Source organism: Brevibacterium sp. FME17, assembly GCF_014897515.1.
GTDB lineage: Bacteria > Actinomycetota > Actinomycetes > Actinomycetales > Brevibacteriaceae > Brevibacterium.
Map to the genome: position 1 here is coordinate 1 of NZ_JABUYD010000041.1, position 16,836 is coordinate 16,836.

General features: G+C 57.3%; 11 protein-coding genes and 2 pseudogenes. 7 read left to right on the plus strand and 6 right to left on the minus strand.

Annotated features, from left to right (window positions below; translation table 11 throughout):
- The 4 genes and pseudogenes from INT40_RS20825 to INT40_RS19885 all read right to left on the minus strand — a co-directional run.
- A pseudogene (locus INT40_RS20825) lies at positions 1–587 on the minus strand (IS5 family transposase); the annotation flags it as partial.
- Between the two features lie 104 nt (positions 588–691).
- Entirely contained in the window at positions 692–2,404 is a 1,713-nt protein-coding gene (locus INT40_RS19875) for a glycerophosphodiester phosphodiesterase family protein (RefSeq protein ID WP_226831710.1), read from the minus strand.
- 304 nt (positions 2,405–2,708) lie between these two features.
- The gene (locus tag INT40_RS19880) at positions 2,709–4,397 is read right to left on the minus strand and encodes a glycosyltransferase (protein ID WP_193096820.1); all 1,689 of its coding nucleotides are present in this window, start codon (positions 4,395–4,397) and stop codon (positions 2,709–2,711) included.
- 309 nt (positions 4,398–4,706) lie between these two features.
- Positions 4,707–6,662, minus strand: a complete 1,956-nt coding sequence (locus tag INT40_RS19885) for a CDP-glycerol glycerophosphotransferase family protein (protein WP_193096821.1) — start codon at positions 6,660–6,662, stop codon at positions 4,707–4,709.
- Between the two features lie 176 nt (positions 6,663–6,838).
- Here INT40_RS19885 and INT40_RS19890 point away from each other — a divergent pair, with 176 nt between their 5' ends.
- The 5 genes from INT40_RS19890 to INT40_RS19910 are packed head-to-tail and all read left to right on the plus strand — an operon-like array spanning position 6,839 to position 13,085.
- Positions 6,839–7,954 carry a TetR family transcriptional regulator C-terminal domain-containing protein gene (locus INT40_RS19890; protein WP_319022039.1) on the plus strand — a complete coding sequence of 372 codons (1,116 nt, stop codon included), beginning with the start codon at positions 6,839–6,841 and terminating at the stop codon, positions 7,952–7,954.
- Complete coding sequence (locus tag INT40_RS19895) at positions 7,951–9,501, plus strand: ABC transporter substrate-binding protein (protein WP_193072947.1); 1,551 nt, start codon at positions 7,951–7,953, stop codon at positions 9,499–9,501. Before INT40_RS19890 ends, INT40_RS19895 begins: the two co-directional genes overlap by 4 nt.
- Position 9,502: 1 nt before the next feature.
- The gene (locus INT40_RS19900) at positions 9,503–10,456 is read left to right on the plus strand and encodes an ABC transporter permease (RefSeq protein WP_193072948.1); all 954 of its coding nucleotides are present in this window, start codon (positions 9,503–9,505) and stop codon (positions 10,454–10,456) included.
- Complete coding sequence (locus tag INT40_RS19905; protein ID WP_226831708.1) at positions 10,453–11,370, plus strand: ABC transporter permease; 918 nt, start codon at positions 10,453–10,455, stop codon at positions 11,368–11,370. Before INT40_RS19900 ends, INT40_RS19905 begins: the two co-directional genes overlap by 4 nt.
- Complete coding sequence (locus INT40_RS19910; protein ID WP_226831709.1) at positions 11,370–13,085, plus strand: ABC transporter ATP-binding protein; 1,716 nt, start codon at positions 11,370–11,372, stop codon at positions 13,083–13,085. The genes INT40_RS19905 and INT40_RS19910 overlap by 1 nt, the downstream gene beginning before the upstream one ends.
- A 154-nt stretch (positions 13,086–13,239) precedes the next feature.
- Here INT40_RS19910 and INT40_RS19915 read toward each other — a convergent pair whose 3' ends face one another.
- Positions 13,240–14,646, minus strand: coding sequence for a polysaccharide pyruvyl transferase family protein (locus INT40_RS19915; RefSeq protein ID WP_193096822.1), 1,407 nt, complete (start codon positions 14,644–14,646; stop codon positions 13,240–13,242).
- A gap of 329 nt (positions 14,647–14,975) precedes the next feature.
- Positions 14,976–15,365 (minus strand): annotated as a pseudogene (locus INT40_RS19920) (transposase); the annotation flags it as partial.
- A gap of 74 nt (positions 15,366–15,439) precedes the next feature.
- Between INT40_RS19920 and INT40_RS19925 the strand changes: the two are divergent.
- Entirely contained in the window at positions 15,440–16,084 is a 645-nt protein-coding gene (locus INT40_RS19925; RefSeq protein WP_193096823.1) for a hypothetical protein, read from the plus strand.
- A 211-nt stretch (positions 16,085–16,295) separates the two neighbouring features.
- Complete coding sequence (locus INT40_RS19930; protein WP_193096824.1) at positions 16,296–16,730, plus strand: helix-turn-helix domain-containing protein; 435 nt, start codon at positions 16,296–16,298, stop codon at positions 16,728–16,730.
- Positions 16,731–16,836: the final 106 nt, after the last annotated feature.

A 16,836-nucleotide genomic window follows, 5' to 3' on the forward strand; every position in this document is an offset into this window, starting at 1 on the left:
AGAGCGAGCTGCCTTGGCAGCATGACACTCACACTGACACCTCTCCTTGCATCAGACCCGCCGCCGCTGCGCGGTACTCGAATGTCAGCCAGGACCTGCAGCAGGATCACCCCGTCATGGCGCTGTCCCACGGTGACTACCACTGCCAGGGGACGGTCGCGGCCGTCAACGGCATGGTGGATCTTCGTCGTCAGTCCACCGCGTGAGAGACCGATGCCATGTCCGGCTGATTCACAATCCTGATCGCGCAGATTCTTGTAATTCGACGTAGCCCCCCTGTGTCCTGGTCAGGGCGCGTCGTGTTCGACGCCTGCTGGTGGGCACGATTAATGGTGCCGTCGATGGAGATGTTCCAGCCGATGTCACCGGCAGCATCTGCTTCAGAGAGCACACGGTCCAACGTGCCGTCAGCGTCGTAGCGGCGGTGGCGTTTCCATACCGTCTGCCAGGGGCCGAAGTGCTCACGAGGCAGGTCGCGCCAGGCGATGCCTGCATCGATATCGGTACACGATTCCCTCGACGATCCGGCGATTGTTCTCAAACGGTCGGGCTCTCTTGTCGGCAGTCGAGGGCAGAAGTGGTTCGATTCGCGCCCACTGCTTATCAGTGAATACTCGGTGTCGCTACTTTGTCGTCACCACTCCACCGTGTCAGTGCTGGAATGGTTAATAAAGGAGACACGCCGTAGTCTCTATTGACGTTTTGGCAGCCACTTCTCCAAGATGCGAGCGAAGCGTTTGGTTGGCACCCACTGGGCAACCATGACTACTTTCGCACCTTCAACAGTTGAAATGACCGGCACGATGTCTTGGTCATGAAATAGGTGGCGTTCTGTCGGAGGGGCTGCAAGCGCCTCCTTCTTAGTCCGGAAGGTGCCGTCACTGCAGTACCAGTGTGTCTTGCCGTCAATCTTCATTCGCATTTTCCACCCGGCAAACTGCCGTCGTTGAAGAGTAAACTGTTGTGGAAGCAAGCGTTGAGTACCGTCATTGATCCAGAACTCGCTGTCCCGGATCTCCAATGCACCGCTCTTTACACGGAGTAACCTCAATTGGTCGCTATCGACTGAATATCTCGAAACAGCGTCCTTGTCCCCGCTATGGTAGAAGACAAAAAACTGTTTCTGTCCCATTCGGCCCTCAGCGCCCATCAACATTCGAGGAGTCACGTGATCCGTACAGACTGTGTCGATCCCGGACCGGAGAAGAGCGTCAGCAAGTGACGGGTCATACTCTGCCGTATAGGACAGAATATAGAGGCCCGCCGCTTTAATCTGTTCGACGACACTGGCTGTAGCCAGACTCCAGCGGAGAGCAAGAGCGCAAATCCCAACATCAAGACTGTAAGTTATGGCTTCATTCAGCCGATCCATCTTCATCCCAACTAGATACTGGTAGTGCTCAAAGCGATATACAGAGTCGATATCCCTATGCATCTCCGGTGTATGAACCTGGATTAGAAGTCTGCTGAGCGTCTCGTCGTCGTGATTGAAATCTTCAAGAAGCGACTTAATTCGTTTCTTGGCGTTTTCGCCGACAACGAAATGAAAATCAATTTCAAAACAGTATTGGGGATGTTCGCTGAGTAGTTCATAGAGGTCGCGGGCGTCCATAATAGGTTCCCCATGAGAGGTCAGACTCATGACGCGCTCATAGGCCATGTCGGAAATCTTTTCGGGCTTGTTATGATCCCCAGTTCTAATTCGTGGACTGGAGACGACGAGCCGCTCGTCTGCCGTGTACGACAGATCCACCTCGAAATAGGTGTGACCAGCTTCTAGCGAATGCTCAAAAGCCGCTAGCGTGTTGTGGTAGCTAGCCTCGTTGAGGCCTCCGAGGGCGTGAGCCATGAGCTTGTTAGTAAACATCAGGGACCCACAGTTTGCGCTCTCCCCATTGGGGTATAGCCACTGAGCCTCCAGTACAATGTTGGAACCCGTTACCGAACCAATCTCGGAAACATCTTGATCCGGCTGAACCAGCAGCTTGGCTCGTCCAGCGGCACCTTCCTGCCAGCTAAAGTCTTCTGTCAGCCAAATCCATGTGTCATCAATTTTATGGCGGGCATAGAACCCAAGGAGCCGAGCGCGCTTGTGGGCGAAACCGTTGATGATGAGTTTGGAGCCATTCCGTTCGTCGACAGGCTGTAGGGCAATGTGCGTCCTCGCGCCAGAGCCAGAACTCGAGTGGAACCCGCGGATACCGCGAGCTTCAAACTCTGTCGAGTAGTGTTGAGAGCTCGCCCCATTTCCCTCGTAAACGATATGGCCAGAAGACGGCACTTTAGTTGGCAGACCGTCTGCTCTGGATGACTCGGCTCCGGCGCTTCCCGCTCCCCGGATTTCAGTGGCACCCACTTCTTTTGAATTCTCACTAGGCGGTCGCAAAAATAGTCCTCGAATCATAATCTTCACAAGTGTTCGGGTCTATGTGAAGAGGTCCAGTTGGGTAGCTAGCGGACGAAACTACTCTACTCACATTCTTCAACAAACAGCCCAAAATCAATATTATGGTGCACTGCTGTTGCTTTCACAATCTATTGAACCGTCGGCACCTCGGACCAGCGAAGAGCCAGTAATCCCGCGGGGGATCATCTGGAGCGGTCGTTGCCAGTACAGAGACGTCTGCAGCTCGGGAATGTGATTAACCCCAGCTTGATAGCACCGGGAGTACCGCATCAGAGGGCGGCTGTGCTGGACAACTTTATGATCATTGTTCGTTGTTGGAACGAAAACTGAAATACCCGGGCTTAGTCTCATAAGCTTCTAATCCATCGGGCAGTTGAACCTCCGATAGTTCGATCCCGCTTGCCGGCAGTCGAAATTCACGGACGGACTCCCCGTCGTTGATCCGAATGAATAGATCGATAGTTTGCGGGGGAACGCGTTTCAAAAGCTCAGACGGTACTTGGAAATTCGCCACCATCGTTGACTGCGGACGGAATAGACCTCGCCTGTCAATGCGGATCGTTCCGGAAACGCGCAGGCGCAAGTTGTTGTCTCTGCCACGAAACGACATGAACGCTCGCGCACCTTTCACGGTACTTTTGCGGAGTCGCGATTCTGAGGTAAACCTAGCGCCAATAGTCGACTCATCGCTGCGAGAGCTCTCAACCGAAGATCCAGTGTAAAAGGATGTGGCAAGTTCGATCTGATGTTCCGATAGATCAGCTGGACCACGCTTGGTCTTGCGGTTCCATACCGCATCTATCGTTTGCGACCATTGTTCGGCAATTTTCGGACCCGTAAACTCAGCGGCTCGTTCGCGTGCTGCACCCCGCATTGCCGATAGCTTAGATTCATCCATATCCCTCAGGATCTCGACGCATCTGGCGATTCCGTCAATATCGCCATACGGGACTAGGAAGCCATCGATTCCATCGGATATGATCTCGTTTGGCCCGTAGGGAACGTCGTAGACGATAGGTATACAGCCGCAGGCCATGCTTTCGACTATTGATAAACCAAAGGCTTCCTGGCGGGTTGGGAGGATCGAGAAGGAAGCTCTCTTGAACTCGTCGTACACACTGTCCGTGTATCCAGGAAATAGCACGTGCTCGGCGAGACCATGTTCGTCCACGTGCTCTTGGAGGCGAGCAAGGTCGGCGCCGCTGCCAAATATTGATAATCTCGTTGGGTCTTTTTGCGGGTCATTCATATTTGCTAGTCGGACTGCTTGGATAGCATGGTCAATGTTCTTTTCTTTGACGATTCGGCTAACCACGACTCCAGAATATTTGTGATGGTCCTCATCTTTGGGGTCGCCCTGCGCTGTATTAACAATGTTTCCGATAGTCCAGAAATTGCTCTTGTCTCCGATCAGTTCTCCTGCTGCGTCAGCGAGGCCCTGAGACGGAAATATATTGGCATCGAATACATCTGCCCGGTCCAACGACTCCACATGTCTGTTCGAGAGAACTCCGAAAGCGACTTCATCCCGTGAGTCCGCATGATTGCTATGAAAATATTTAGCCAGGACGCTCTTCGGTGAAATGTATCCTAGTTTAGATATTGAATTTGCAATAATTGGGCTGTCGACGATTATTGCAGAAGCCTCCCGGCCGAGCACTTCCACCAGGAGCCATGCGAACATGTCGGGCATGGCTCGCCATGTCTTTAAAATTTCTTGATCGGGCCCTAACAGTGCGATCTTTCTGCGGGAGTTCGGCCCACTTTTCTTGATATCGCTGACGAACCGGCCTCCATCTTTGCGCAGATAGTCAACTGTCTCGATGGTGTCTGTGCCACTGCGGAAACGTTTGATGCGTCTCAGACCGCTGTCCATCTCGCTTATCTCTTCTGAATTCGAAATAAATTGGCCGAGTCGTTTTCTGTGGTCCCATCCGGGAAATAGATCTGTTGGCGGATTGTGCACCAATTCTGACAGCGTATTCCACATGTTGGTAATTCGGATCTGAGGAACTAGCCTCCCAGAGTTCCTTAGGGCGTCTTCGATCTCAGCCATTCCAGGTTGGAATGTATACGTTAGAAGATCTATCGGCATTTTATAGTGATCTGCGAATGCCTTTGCTCGTCGCAGCATTGCTTGCATTCCACCGCCAGCTTCGGTGCTGAGGCTCGGCCGAATCAGATAGTGGTGGTCAGGCTTGAACTGTACTGGAAATGATTCAACCATTGGTTCCCGCTTATCGAGTAAAGATTGAATGAGGATTGTTGAACTGTGTTGTTTATGTAGTCGAGCTGTTGATCAGCGATGACTTCGCCCGGTAATTGAGCGCAACTTGCGGTATGCACGAGTCGCTATTGCTCGCCGGGCGGTTCCATCGGGAAGTAGCCAGTCTGTGGTTCGATCGGCTGTACTTTTGATAGGCGGAAGAGCGACCTTACTGTCCGCTGGTGGAGTCCAGTTGTCTGCTGTTGTTGTGATGGTCTGGCCAGCCATGGAAGCGATCGCTAGTTCGTCGAACGACAGATCGGCGGCGAGGAAGACACGGTCGAACTGGGCGTCGTCTAGCCGTCGACGGTACTCGCGTTCAAAGACTGGTTTGACTCCGTCATTCTGACGAACTCTTGACTGTGTCTTCTCAAAATCGAGGTAGTAGCCGCTAGCGAATTGGTTGTAAGAGTCCATTTCCTCGGGAAGGATTTGGAGAGGCTCGACATCGTACGAGTAGGTCGAGAGCGCATTCCCAAATTTTTTTATCTTCCTCAAGACAGTCTTGTCGATGGGAGCTAGTCGGTCGATAATGAGCACCGTCTGCTCCGAGGGGGAAGCGGCTGACTTCAGCAACGACCTCAGGAAGCTATCAGACCGGGGGCTGGCGTGCAGTTCGCCAGCCCAGAACGCCGCCGTCGGCCTTCCATTGCGCGTGGTACAGGCCGGACGGCCATTGAGCGCATCCTTGATTAAGAAGTCGGCTGCACGCTTTGATGAGAATCCGTCTTCTGATGGGCAGAAGCGTTTCTGCGCAGCTCGATAAGCGTCCCCTTGAACCGGCGAACTGATTGCAGCTTCGTAGCTGCAGCAGTCTTTCAAATCAGATGCAACGGAGGTGATTGACTCCGTCAGTTGAGTGCGCGTCAATGCGACGGCACCGGGCAGTTCCTTAGTTTCCAGATTGATGCCGCGAGTTCGTGCATATTCGTCGAGGTCATAGAGGTAATGCACAATCGGCAAGCCCCTGGGCAAGAAGTCGAAGAAGATGCTGGAGTAGTCCGTGATGAGAATGTCTACAACCGTGAGGAGATCATTGGAACTGATCTCGTGCGGCGGGATGATGACGTCGCTCATTTCGTCACCGACCGAGGCATCTCTGATAAGCCGATCCATGCGATGGTGACCCCGGTACATGAGCTGAACATCGAGTCCAGCCATGGTCTTGAGGTCTGCCATCAGTTGGTCACTGTCGACCACGTCCTTATCGTTTTCTGACCGCCAGGTTGGGGCGTAGAGGACGACAGGCTTGTGATCATTGGGAGCTTGAGCTGGATGCAATCCCAAGGACTCGCGGAGTTCCTCCCGGACTGCCGGCTTCGGCGCAATGGTCCGGTCAACCCGAGGGTAGCCGAGCTCGGCAATGGTGGCGTTCGATACGCCGGACATCGAATATGCAGAGATGATCTTCTCTGTCGTGAACTGGCACGGAGTGAGAACGTGGGTGGCCTTGGTGAATGTGGCATTACTTGCGGGGGATCCGAATTTGGCAGTTGGCGTGCTTCTGCCGAGTGCTTTGTAGGGGATCCCGTGCCACGTGTTCAGGTATTTCTGTTCCGGACGCCGCGTAAAGAATCCAGGGAGGTTCGCGTTGCAGACGACGAAACCGGCAGTGGCGAGGAAATAGGTGTAGGAGCGTGTATTGCGGCGAGCGAAGACGACGTCGGGCGCGTGCCGGTACTGCTCGGGAATCGCCGCCCTAGAATCGACCGACCATACATGCAGAAACTCGCCGTACTCCGGATGTGAGCGCAGGTGCTCGAAGATTCCGTAAGGGTTGTCTCCCATCCGTGCACCGGACATCGTTTCGTAGAAGATGACCGTCTTGTTGACGGGGGAGTTCGCGCTGTCCCGAATGTACTGGTGGCGTACAGCTTTTGTCTTCGCGTTTTTGCCAAGAGGTTTCGACCAGAAAGCATCCGCTTCTGCTTCATCGACGAGTTTCGCGTCGGCCAATGCTCCGTGAAGAAGAGAGTTGTCGCTAGCCATCCGCTGAGATCCTTTCGCCGGTCGAGTCCTCCCGAGTATATCTGACTGGTCTTGTGATCCGGCCGAGTCGAAGGGCCGGGTCTGCTGGCCGAACGAGCAGTGTCGAGCGGTAACGGAAACTTATCAATACTAAGGTTTTTCTTGCCAAAATCGCAACCTTTGTGCAGACTGTACGGGTGGTTACGGAAAGCAAGGGTGCTGACAGCACACAGATGTCTCTGGTCACCCGTGTCCGTGACGCCATCAAGCACGCGGGAATCAACCACAGCGAAATCGCCCGACGGATCGGGCTCGATGCCAGCAAGCTCTCGAAATCCCTGACCGGAACACGAAAGTTCCGGGTCGAAGAGATCTCACGCATCGCGGAACTCACCGAGGTCAGCACCGATTGGATCACGACCGGGAGGACGGCGGGGCCGCCTAGGCGAGGGAGGACCACAAGCACCCCCGGAAACGTTCACGTCGGATCGACGCACATCGACGCATCGCTCAATGGCACAGATATCCCTTCAATTCCCGGGCAGAGCGTCAGCGGAGACACCTCCGCAGCCGACCCCACGCAGGAATGGATGTCCAAAGGCACGCGCAACCGGGTGAGGATCATCTCCGCGGCCTGGGAGCTCTACGCCGACCTCGGCATCGACAAGGTGCGTACCGAGGACGTCGCCCGCGCAGCCGACATGACTACCTCGGCGGTGAACTACCATTTCCGGACGAAAGACCAACTGCTGCAGGCGGCCCTGCGCTACTCCCTGGACATCATCGCCGAAACCCGCCACCTCAACGACGACGCCGACCCGCTTGCCGTGCTCCGTCACTTCGCCCGCCTCCACGCCGGCGTCGACACGAAGATCCGAAGGGTGTGGTCGATCTGGCTCCAATGCTGGGCTCGTGCCGTCACCGACGAGAACGCTCGCGCGAACCTCACCGCCGTCTACGGCGAGTGGCTGGACATGATCACCACTGTTATCGACAGCGGGCAACGCTCAGGAGTGATCCGCACCGGCGACACCACGCTGATGGTCAAGTCGCTGTCGATCTTCATCGACGGGCTCGGCGTAGCCCGCAGCACCGAACATATGCCCATCACCGACGATGAGGCCCTGATGATGCTCGAACACTACCTTTCCGCACATATCATCACCGACGCCGAGGCGCTGCAGATGCTTGATGACTATCTCAGCGAACACATCGCGGCCACCGGACGTGACCAAGTCCTGGCCGCAGCGGACTCACATGGCAACCAGACACTTGACCGACCCGTACCGCACCCGCAGGAAGAAGGCACATGAGCACACCGAATCGAAGACAAGCGTTGGGGGCTGGGCTGTCGATATCCGCACTGGCGGGCTTGAGCGCCTGTGGGGGCGGCAGCTCCGTCGGTGCCGCCGACGCAGGGAAACCAGTCAAGGGCGGAAGCCTGCGCGTGGGAGTCACCGGAGGCAACTCCGCGGACACCGTCGACGCCCACATCCCCGTCAACAACGGCGACATCGCCCGCGTGATCAACATGTACAACGCCCTCTATGGCTGGGACGACGATTCGAAGGTCGTCCCGCTGCTTGCCGAGTCCTTCGAATCCAACGGCGACGCCACAGTCTGGACCTGCACCCTCAAGAAGGGCGTCAAGTTCTCCAACGGCAATCCGATCACACCGGATGACGTGATCTTCACCTTCAAGAGGATCACTGACCCCGACGATCCCAAGACAGCAGCCGCGAACTTCACCATGCTCGACAAAGTCGTCGCCAAGGATGAACGGACCGTGGAATTCCACCTCTCCGAGCCCAACGGCCTATTCAACGACGCCGTAGCCGAATACACTGCGGCCATCGTGCCCGAAGGCTATGATCCTGCAGACCCGGTGTGCTCCGGTCCGTTCAAGCTCAAGTCGTTCACCGCGGCCCAGTCTTCGGTGCTTGTGCCCAACGAGCACTACTTCGACGCCGACAAGATCTACCTCGATGAGGTTCAGCTGCTGAACTTCAACGATTCGGACGCGCTCATCAACGCATTGCTCTCGTCCCAGGTCGACGCGATCGCACAGATCCCGTTGGCCCTCGTCGAGGTCATCGACGCCGATGAGCGCATGGCCATCCTCAATTCTGAGACCGGCATGTGGCTGCCGTTTACGATGCGTGTCGACAAGGCACCGTTCGACGATGTCAAGGTGCGTCAGGCATTCCGCCTCGTCGTCGACCGGGAGCAGATGATCGAACAGGTCCTGTCTGGCTTCGGGACCATCGGCAACGACATGTTCGGCCCGCTGAGCGAGAACTACCCCGAGTTCCCGCAGCGCAAGCAGGACATTCCCAAAGCCAAAAAGCTCCTCGCCGAGGCGGGCTACCCCGATGGAATCGATGTCGAGCTGGTCACCGCGCCCATCCAATCCGGTGCCGTCGAGTCGGCCCAGGTCTTCGCTCAGCAGGCTGCTGAGGCCGGCATCCGAGTCAAAATCCGTCGAGTCGACGCAACGACGTTCTTCGGCGACGAATACCTCCAATGGGATTTCGCTCAGGATTTCTGGTACACCAGAGACTTCCTGCCGCAGGTCATCTCCTCCTGCATCGAGGAATCACCATTCAACGAGACCCACTGGGATCAGCCGGCCTTCAACAAGATCTTCGACAAGGTCCGCGCCATTCCCAAGGTCGAGAAGAGACGCGACCTCGAACACGAATTGCAGAAGATCCTCTACGACGAAGGTGGCTATATCATCTGGGGATTCGCCAACCAGGTCGATGCCTTCCAGAAGTACGTCGGCGGGCTGGTCAAGAACGCCACAGGACGTCCGCTGGGCGGCTGGCGATTCGACCGCGTATGGATAGGACAGGTGTGACATGTTCGGAAAAGTCATCGGACGCAGGCTGATCTTCTCCGCCTTCATCCTCATTGCAGTCTCCCTGCTCGTCTTCGGCGCCACACTACTGCTGCCCGGCGACGCCGCCCGAGCCATCCTCGGCCAGCAGGCCACTCCGGAGCGCATCGCCGCCCTCAACGAACAGCTGGGCCTCAACCAACCCGCTTGGCAGCGTTACTTCTCCTGGTTGGGTGGCCTCTTCGTCGGTGACTTCGGCACCTCGACCGCCAGCGGCGGTTCCGTCGCAGCATTGCTGGGCGACCGCGTGTGGGCCTCCTTCATCCTCATGGCCGCCGCTGCCGTGATCTCCGTGCCCCTTGGCATCGGCCTCGGCGTGTACTCAGCACTGCACCGCGGTGGCCGCCGCGATCAGGCCCTGACCGGAGTCAGCCTCGTCCTCGCGGCCATGCCCGAGTTCGTCATCGGCATCGGGCTCATCGCAATCTTCGCCACCTCGGTGTTCCAGATCCTGCCCGCCGTGACCCTGGCCCCGCCGGGCGAACCCGTGTGGAACAGGCCCGAGCAGCTGATCCTGCCTACGCTGACTCTCATCCTCGTCGTCACTCCATACATTGTGCGGATGATGCGCGCGACGATGATCGAAGTTCTCGACTCCGGTTTTGTGGAGATGGCCCGACTCAAAGGTGTTCCCGAAACACGTGTCATCATGCGCCATGCTGTGCCCCACGCTTTGGGCCCCGTCGCACAGGTCGTGGCGATCCAGCTGGCGTGGCTGGCCGGTGGCGTGGTCGTCGTCGAGTTCCTGTTCCGCTACCCAGGGCTCGGCCAAGCTCTCATCGACGCGGTGACCTACCGAGACGTGCAGGTCGTGCAGGCGATCTCCATGCTCGTCGCCGCTGTCTACGTCGTGGTGAACCTGGCGGCCGACGTCGTCGGCATCCTCACCAACCCGAAGCTGAGGAGTGCAGCATGAGCACGAACACGAATAACCTCGACGAGCTCAAAGGCAGCGTAGTCGACGGTGGTGAGGTGCCGAAGGAATCCCAGACCACCTACACCCCGTTCTTCAAACGCGTGCTGGCACAGAAGCAAGGCAAGATCGGCCTGACGCTGACCATCATCGTGCTGCTGCTGGCATTCTGCGGGCCGCTGCTGCTGCCCTGGGCGACGGGCAACACCGCGACCGAGTTCGTCGCCAAACCCTTCACCCCGCACGGGCTCTTCGGTTCGGACAACCTCGGTCGTGATGTGCTCTCCCGGTTCTTCGCCGGCGGGCTCACGCTCATCGTCTACTCGGTCCTCGCCACGGCACTGGGTATGATCGTCGGCGCAATCATCGGCATGCTCGCGGCCTACGTGGGTGGCGCCTTCGACGCGATCATCATGCGCCTCAACGATGTCATCCTCGCCATCCCGCAGCTCGTGTTCGCGCTGCTGGCGATCACAGTGCTGGGTCCACAGGGCTGGGTGCTCGTGACCGTCATCGGCATCACCCACGCCCCGCGCATCGCCCGCGTCGCGAGATCGGCGACGCTGGGCGTCATCACCGAGGACTACATCCTCGCCGCAGAGATGTACGCGATGCCACGGTGGAAGGTCCTGCTGCGCGAGCTGCTGCCCAACATCACCGGCCCGCTCAGCGTTGAGGCCGGTCTGCGCCTGACCTACTCCATCGGCTACATCGCGTCCCTGTCATTCCTGGGGCTTGGTCTGCAGCCGCCCGCGGCTGACTGGGGGCTGATGATCAACGAAAACCGGATCGCGCTGAGCATCCAACCCTGGGGTGTGCTGCTGCCGGTGATTGCCATCGCGCTGCTGACCATCGGCACCAACCTGCTCGCGGACTCCTTCGCCAGGGCCACCGCATCGACTTCTGTGGAGGCATGATGACCACCGAGACAACCACCGTCCACCACGATGACGCCAACGTCCCCAACGAGAAGATCGTCCTGCGCGTCTCAGACCTGAAGATCGCCACGACTGCCGGCAGTGAGATCCTCCACGGAGTGAACTTCGCACTCAGCCGCGGCGAGATCCTGGGCCTCGTAGGGGAGTCGGGCTCGGGTAAGACCACGGCAGGCTTAGCCTGCATGGGACACTTCCGAGAAGGCCTGAAGTTCGCCTCCGGGTCCGTGAGCCTCTGGCCGCGCGGTGATGACACCGCCGTCGAGGTCGTCGAACTCGACGAGGTGGCCGTGCGGTCCCTGCGCGGGTCCCGAATCGCCTACATCCCACAGGATCCTGCGCTCTCATTGAACCCTGCAATGCGGGTGGGAGAGCAGATCCGTGAGGTGCTCGACATCCACGAGTTCGGTGCCAACGATGCCGAGCGCACAGAACGTGTGGCGGCGGTGCTCGTCGATGTCGGTCTCCCCGGCGACAAGGTCTATCAGAAGCGCTGGCCGCACCAGCTCTCCGGCGGTCAGCAGCAGCGCATCGGCATTGCCATGGCCTTTGCCATGTACCCCGATGTGCTCATCCTCGACGAACCCACGACCGGTCTCGACGTGTCCACGCAGGCCGTCGTCCTCGACACCATCCGCCAGATGACGGTGGCGAACAATGTCGCAGGCCTCTACATCACCCACGACCTCGCGGTGATCAAGGACATCTCCGATCGGGTGGCCGTGATGCTGCGCGGTGACCTCGTCGAAGAGGGGCCGGTCGCCGCTGTGCTGGAGAACCCTCAGCACGAGTACACGAAGATGCTCATGTCCGCTGTGCCAGACCTTGCCGGCCGCAAGACCATCGGCGAGGGTGCGGCAGCGGAACCAGAACCCGATTCCAAAGCCACACATATTCTCGTTTCTCCAGGGAAGCCGGAATCGGAGGGCACAGCCACCTCGGCGACGGCACCGTTGCTGCAGACCACGGATGTGGCGCTGGCCTACGGGAAGGCGCAGATCCTCGACGGCATCAACCTCACCCTGGAACCAGGCGACTGTACGTTGCTGTTGGGCGAGTCAGGATCGGGCAAGACGACTCTGTCCCGCTGCATCGCCGGCCTCAACGATGACTACTCTGGTGCCGTGCGGCTGCGCGGCACAGAGCTGGCCAAGTCGACTCGGAAACGGACGAACGAGCAGCGAGTCGGCATCCAGTACGTGTTCCAGTCCCCGTTCTCCTCGCTCAACCCACGCAGATCCATCGGCCAGTCACTGACCGTGCCGTTGGAGATGAGTGGTGAGGGAACGGCGGCAAGTCGAAAGGCGCAGGTCGAAGAGGCCTTGGACGCTGTGCGTCTGGGCCGGTCGTTCTATCATCGTCGGCCGGGAGACCTCTCCGGCGGTGAGCGGCAGAGGGCTGCGATCGCCCGCGCACTGGTCAACCAGCCCTCGGTGCTGGTCTGTGATGAGATCACCTCAGCCCTCGACGTGAGTGTGCAGGCCTCGATCATCGGGCTGCTGCGCACCTTGCGGGAGGAACACCAGCTGGCGATGCTGTTCGTCACGCACAACATTGCGCTCTCACGTCACATCGCCGACAACCTCGCGGTGCTCAACAAGGGAGTCATCGTCGATTACGGTCCGACCGCCTCGGTGCTGGAGAATCCCACGCACGAGTACACGCGGACGCTGATCGCGGACGTGCCGAAGTTCTGAAGCGTCTGTGAGCTGCGCGGCCTTCTGGCGTCGCAGCACAGTCCCAGTCGGATAGCTCATGTTTGGACTAGGACAGCCCCTCCCGCAGCTACGCCGGACCACCGGTGTGCCGCACTCGGCTCAGATAACTGCGCCGGGTGCATGTCGGGTCCGATCAGCGGCCGGTACGGCGCTGGAATAACCGACGCGCTACCCGTCGTAAATACCCCGCGAGTCGAGTCGAAAAACGTCGCTTGATCTCTGTCTGAAGTTCCGCGTTCCGCTGAGTGAGTGACTCCACTTCTGATGAGAGTGACTCCACTTCTGATGAGAGGGAGTCAACCTTCTTTGTGAGCGTGCCCAATTTCGTGCGATTCTTGCGCCCTGATGTGAACTGCTTGAGGTAGGCTCTCTCAGCTTTCCCCAGTTTACGGCGTAGGTCGAACTCATCCGTATCAAGGATCTGCGACCTAGCCACTAGAGAGTCCGCGACTGACTGGAAGTCATACCTTTGTGCACCGGCGTTCGAATTAAGCACATGGGCGCCTAACGCCTCATGTATGTAGGCGTACGTGGACATCAGATAGGCCGTGTACTTGGGGTTATCTTCGGGCGCCGAACTTGCCTGATCGAGGATCTGGAATGTCTGTTCAGCATCCCACCTATCGAATGGAAGCACGCGTTCCGGGTGTCCTATTGCCTCGTAGAAATGGGGAAGCTTGTCATTCCACTCCAGAGCGGCAGTAGGAATGCCAAATGAGTAGGAGATGATCGAGGAGTGCATACGTATGGATGCAATTTTTGATCGTGTCGCGATCGCCTGGACAACCTCTCGGGTCGTTTGCGGGAGGATGATTTGCTCATCTGAGAGACCGTGTTTCTCGGCGAAGAATCGCAAAGTATTGTTGTCTCCCAAGCTCCCATTCGTGTACAGCTTGGGGGTCATGCCGTGGGATTCTGCGAGAGTGACAAGGTCGGCCAGGTACGACATTTCCTGTGAGAGTCCCCAGTCGCGCTGGTTAGCTCTGAACAATCCTCCGCGGACTACATTGATCCCGACCGTGCCATCGGGAACGACGTCAGTCATTCCATAGACAAACTTGGTCCAAGTTGCCGGATCCGCAACCTGTCGCACCTCGAATGCTGCATCCTTGGCTACCTCCTGGAAAAGAGGTAGATTCTCGCGAACAGACAGAGCTCGGACACAGCGCTTATTCACGATCTTGGCTATAGCGTCGACTCGACCATCGTCGGCACCCATATTGTTCAAGCCCATCGAGGAGAACACCACAGGAATCCCACGCTCGTCGGCTGCGGCGGTGATCCGGTCCATATACTCGTAGAATCCAAGATATGACTGGCCGAAGAGCCCACCGCCGCCAAAGAAGATGGCATCACAGCGTTCGATTTGAGACTTGTCGAAGCCCTTTAGCGACAGCGGAGCGAGCTCGTAGTCGTCGGAGCTAAGGCCATAGTTCTCTAGAGCAACTTCGAGCAACGCGAGAAAACTGGTGCCAATGAGGTTGTCGCCGAAGTTGTCGTCGACATAGGACACTGTTGCAATTCGTAGTGACGAGGCCATGCGTTGGACACCTTCAAGTGAACTGCTAGTCAGCAGTGAGGGATTCTAGATGAGTTGCGAGCGAGTCTAGCTGATCAGTGGACTAGAGAGCATGAACAGGGCACCGGCATTAGATCCAACCCAAATCAAGACACACCTATCTCATCGAACCGCTGCGGCGAGCGGACTCAATCCGCTCAGAGCAACGAACGAGGGCTAACACCAATACCCTTAAGTTAGTGGAATGATGATCGATTCTGCAGTCGGTGGTGCATTCCGTCCAGAAATTACAGTACAAAGCAAGGGCGGCTCGTTTCGCTTTCAAGAACCGGACTAGCTCTCAATCCGGCTCATCGCAATTGAGAGCGTAGAACCGGTCTGAAACCACCGGACTCGAGCAGACATCTCGCGATGTAATGCGTGAGATTGCGGAATCCCAGGGCTGATCCTCGAAGATGCTCGAGCCTGCCGTTGATAGCCTCGGTGGACCCGTTAGACGTTCCGGGCCTGGTGAAGAACGCCAACACGTCAGTTGCGCGTCGCTTCATCGTTCGTCTCAACCGCTTCAGCTCGGCCAACCCGGCAGGTAGACCCGATGCCAAGGTATCGTTGACAGCTTGCAAGAGCCGCTTACCTTTGCTGCGGTCCTCACTCTGGTAGGCGGTGACGATGTCTTGGTAGACGCTCCAGGTGACTTCGACTTCAGTGAGATTTGGGTCAGCGAAGAGCCTCACTAACCTCTATTATCCCCGGGGCGATACACCCCCGTTCGGCGAGCGGGGCCTTTCGTCTTTTCTGGGGCATGATGAGATGTATGAATTCCGCAAACTTCTTGTCTGTTCAGGACATTCTCATTGCTGAAGAAGCATCTGGAGGCTCTGGGCTTCCGGCCTCCACATGGGTGTCTATCGTAGCATTGGCTATATCGCTACTGATCGCGGTAGGCAACTACGTGGCCGTCGAACGGCGGCAACGGGATGACGTGGTTCGGCACGCTATCGTGGATTTAACAACCGCTAATGTCGCTGTGGCGCGAGATGCTCTGATGAAGTGGGCGGCCAGCGGCCGGTCCGGTGATTTGCAGAGCGTACGGGATCATTATTTTGAACTCTGCTGGGCGTATCAAAGGGGCGACGCGGCGAGTCGAATATGGGGACCTATTAGTTCGACGTTGATTGGTCCGCTAGGAAAAGATGGACCGGTGGGGCTTAAACACTTGATATTCCATCTTGAGCAGGTGGCAGTCTCGGCTCATCAATTTCATAACAGTCTGAATAGCGGCGTTGACAGCTTGATTGAAGACTCTGACATTTGGGAAAGTGTTGGTGAAAAGATGGCGAACGACGTTAGAGCGGTCGGTATTGAAGATCCTGACTCAAATGCTTCTTACGATGAGCATTTTAGTCGGCTTGCTGAGAAGCGCAGGCAACGCATTTTCGGGAAGCGTAAGGGGGAATGAGCAAAACTCATATACCTACTCTTTAGATTTTGACCCTGTGGCGTAGTTCTTGCCTTCCGGGCATTGAATCTTGCGCCCTATACTGGGCCTCGTGAGCAGCAGCGTGAAATCGAGTATGCGGCCAAACGGTATGAGTTAGGTCCCGAAAATAACTGGGCACCGAGGAATTGATGATTAACAACCTGGAGGTTGTTGCGGTATCGTGGGCAACATGACTACACCCGATGGCTGCATCGTGGCGCCCTCGGGCGCGGCGCTCGTCAAAGCACGCGCGAAGGTCCTAGCTCGAGAGGATAGGGAGCTGAAGGCCGCTCTCATTCGTGTGCGCAGAGAATCGGGACTGAGCCAAAAAGATGTAGCTGATCGCCTCGGCGTCACACAGCAGTCCATCTACAAATTCGAACGATACGACTCCGACCCTAAGGCCTCGACCGTACGCAGGTACGCCAACGCGGTCGGGGCGATCGTAGAACATCGAGTTCACACTGATATTGGTCAATCGGTTCACCTGGCTTCTCGGGATCGATGGGTAAACGCCTCGCCGAATCTGGCACACCCAGTCGAATTCAAAGATGCAGATCGTGTTCAAGTCACGAAGACGGGGTGGAAGACCTCGAATCGCTCCGATTTCGAACTGGCGAACTAGGCGGCGCAATGAAGGCGAATACGCAAGACTCGGACGCATCACGGCTCCAGGTGGTTGGGTCCCCGAGTAGGAGTCCGGTGACTATGTGAGTTTCGCATCCGATAAT

Excerpts from the sequence above, each read along its gene's own strand:
- INT40_RS19925 (WP_193096823.1), top strand. The coding sequence starts at position 15,440 with ATGAATTCCGCAAACTTCTTGTCTGTTCAGGACATTCTCATTGCTGAA.
- INT40_RS19875 (WP_226831710.1), bottom strand. The coding sequence starts at position 2,404 with ATGATTCGAGGACTATTTTTGCGACCGCCTAGTGAGAATTCAAAAGAA.
- INT40_RS19905 (WP_226831708.1), top strand. The coding sequence starts at position 10,453 with ATGAGCACGAACACGAATAACCTCGACGAGCTCAAAGGCAGCGTAGTC.
- INT40_RS19900 (WP_193072948.1), top strand. The coding sequence starts at position 9,503 with ATGTTCGGAAAAGTCATCGGACGCAGGCTGATCTTCTCCGCCTTCATC.
- INT40_RS19895 (WP_193072947.1), top strand. The coding sequence starts at position 7,951 with ATGAGCACACCGAATCGAAGACAAGCGTTGGGGGCTGGGCTGTCGATA.
- INT40_RS19910 (WP_226831709.1), top strand. The coding sequence starts at position 11,370 with ATGACCACCGAGACAACCACCGTCCACCACGATGACGCCAACGTCCCC.
- INT40_RS19880 (WP_193096820.1), bottom strand. The coding sequence starts at position 4,397 with ATGTGGAATACGCTGTCAGAATTGGTGCACAATCCGCCAACAGATCTA.
- INT40_RS19885 (WP_193096821.1), bottom strand. The coding sequence starts at position 6,662 with ATGGCTAGCGACAACTCTCTTCTTCACGGAGCATTGGCCGACGCGAAA.
- INT40_RS19930 (WP_193096824.1), top strand. The coding sequence starts at position 16,296 with ATGACTACACCCGATGGCTGCATCGTGGCGCCCTCGGGCGCGGCGCTC.
- INT40_RS19915 (WP_193096822.1), bottom strand. The coding sequence starts at position 14,646 with ATGGCCTCGTCACTACGAATTGCAACAGTGTCCTATGTCGACGACAAC.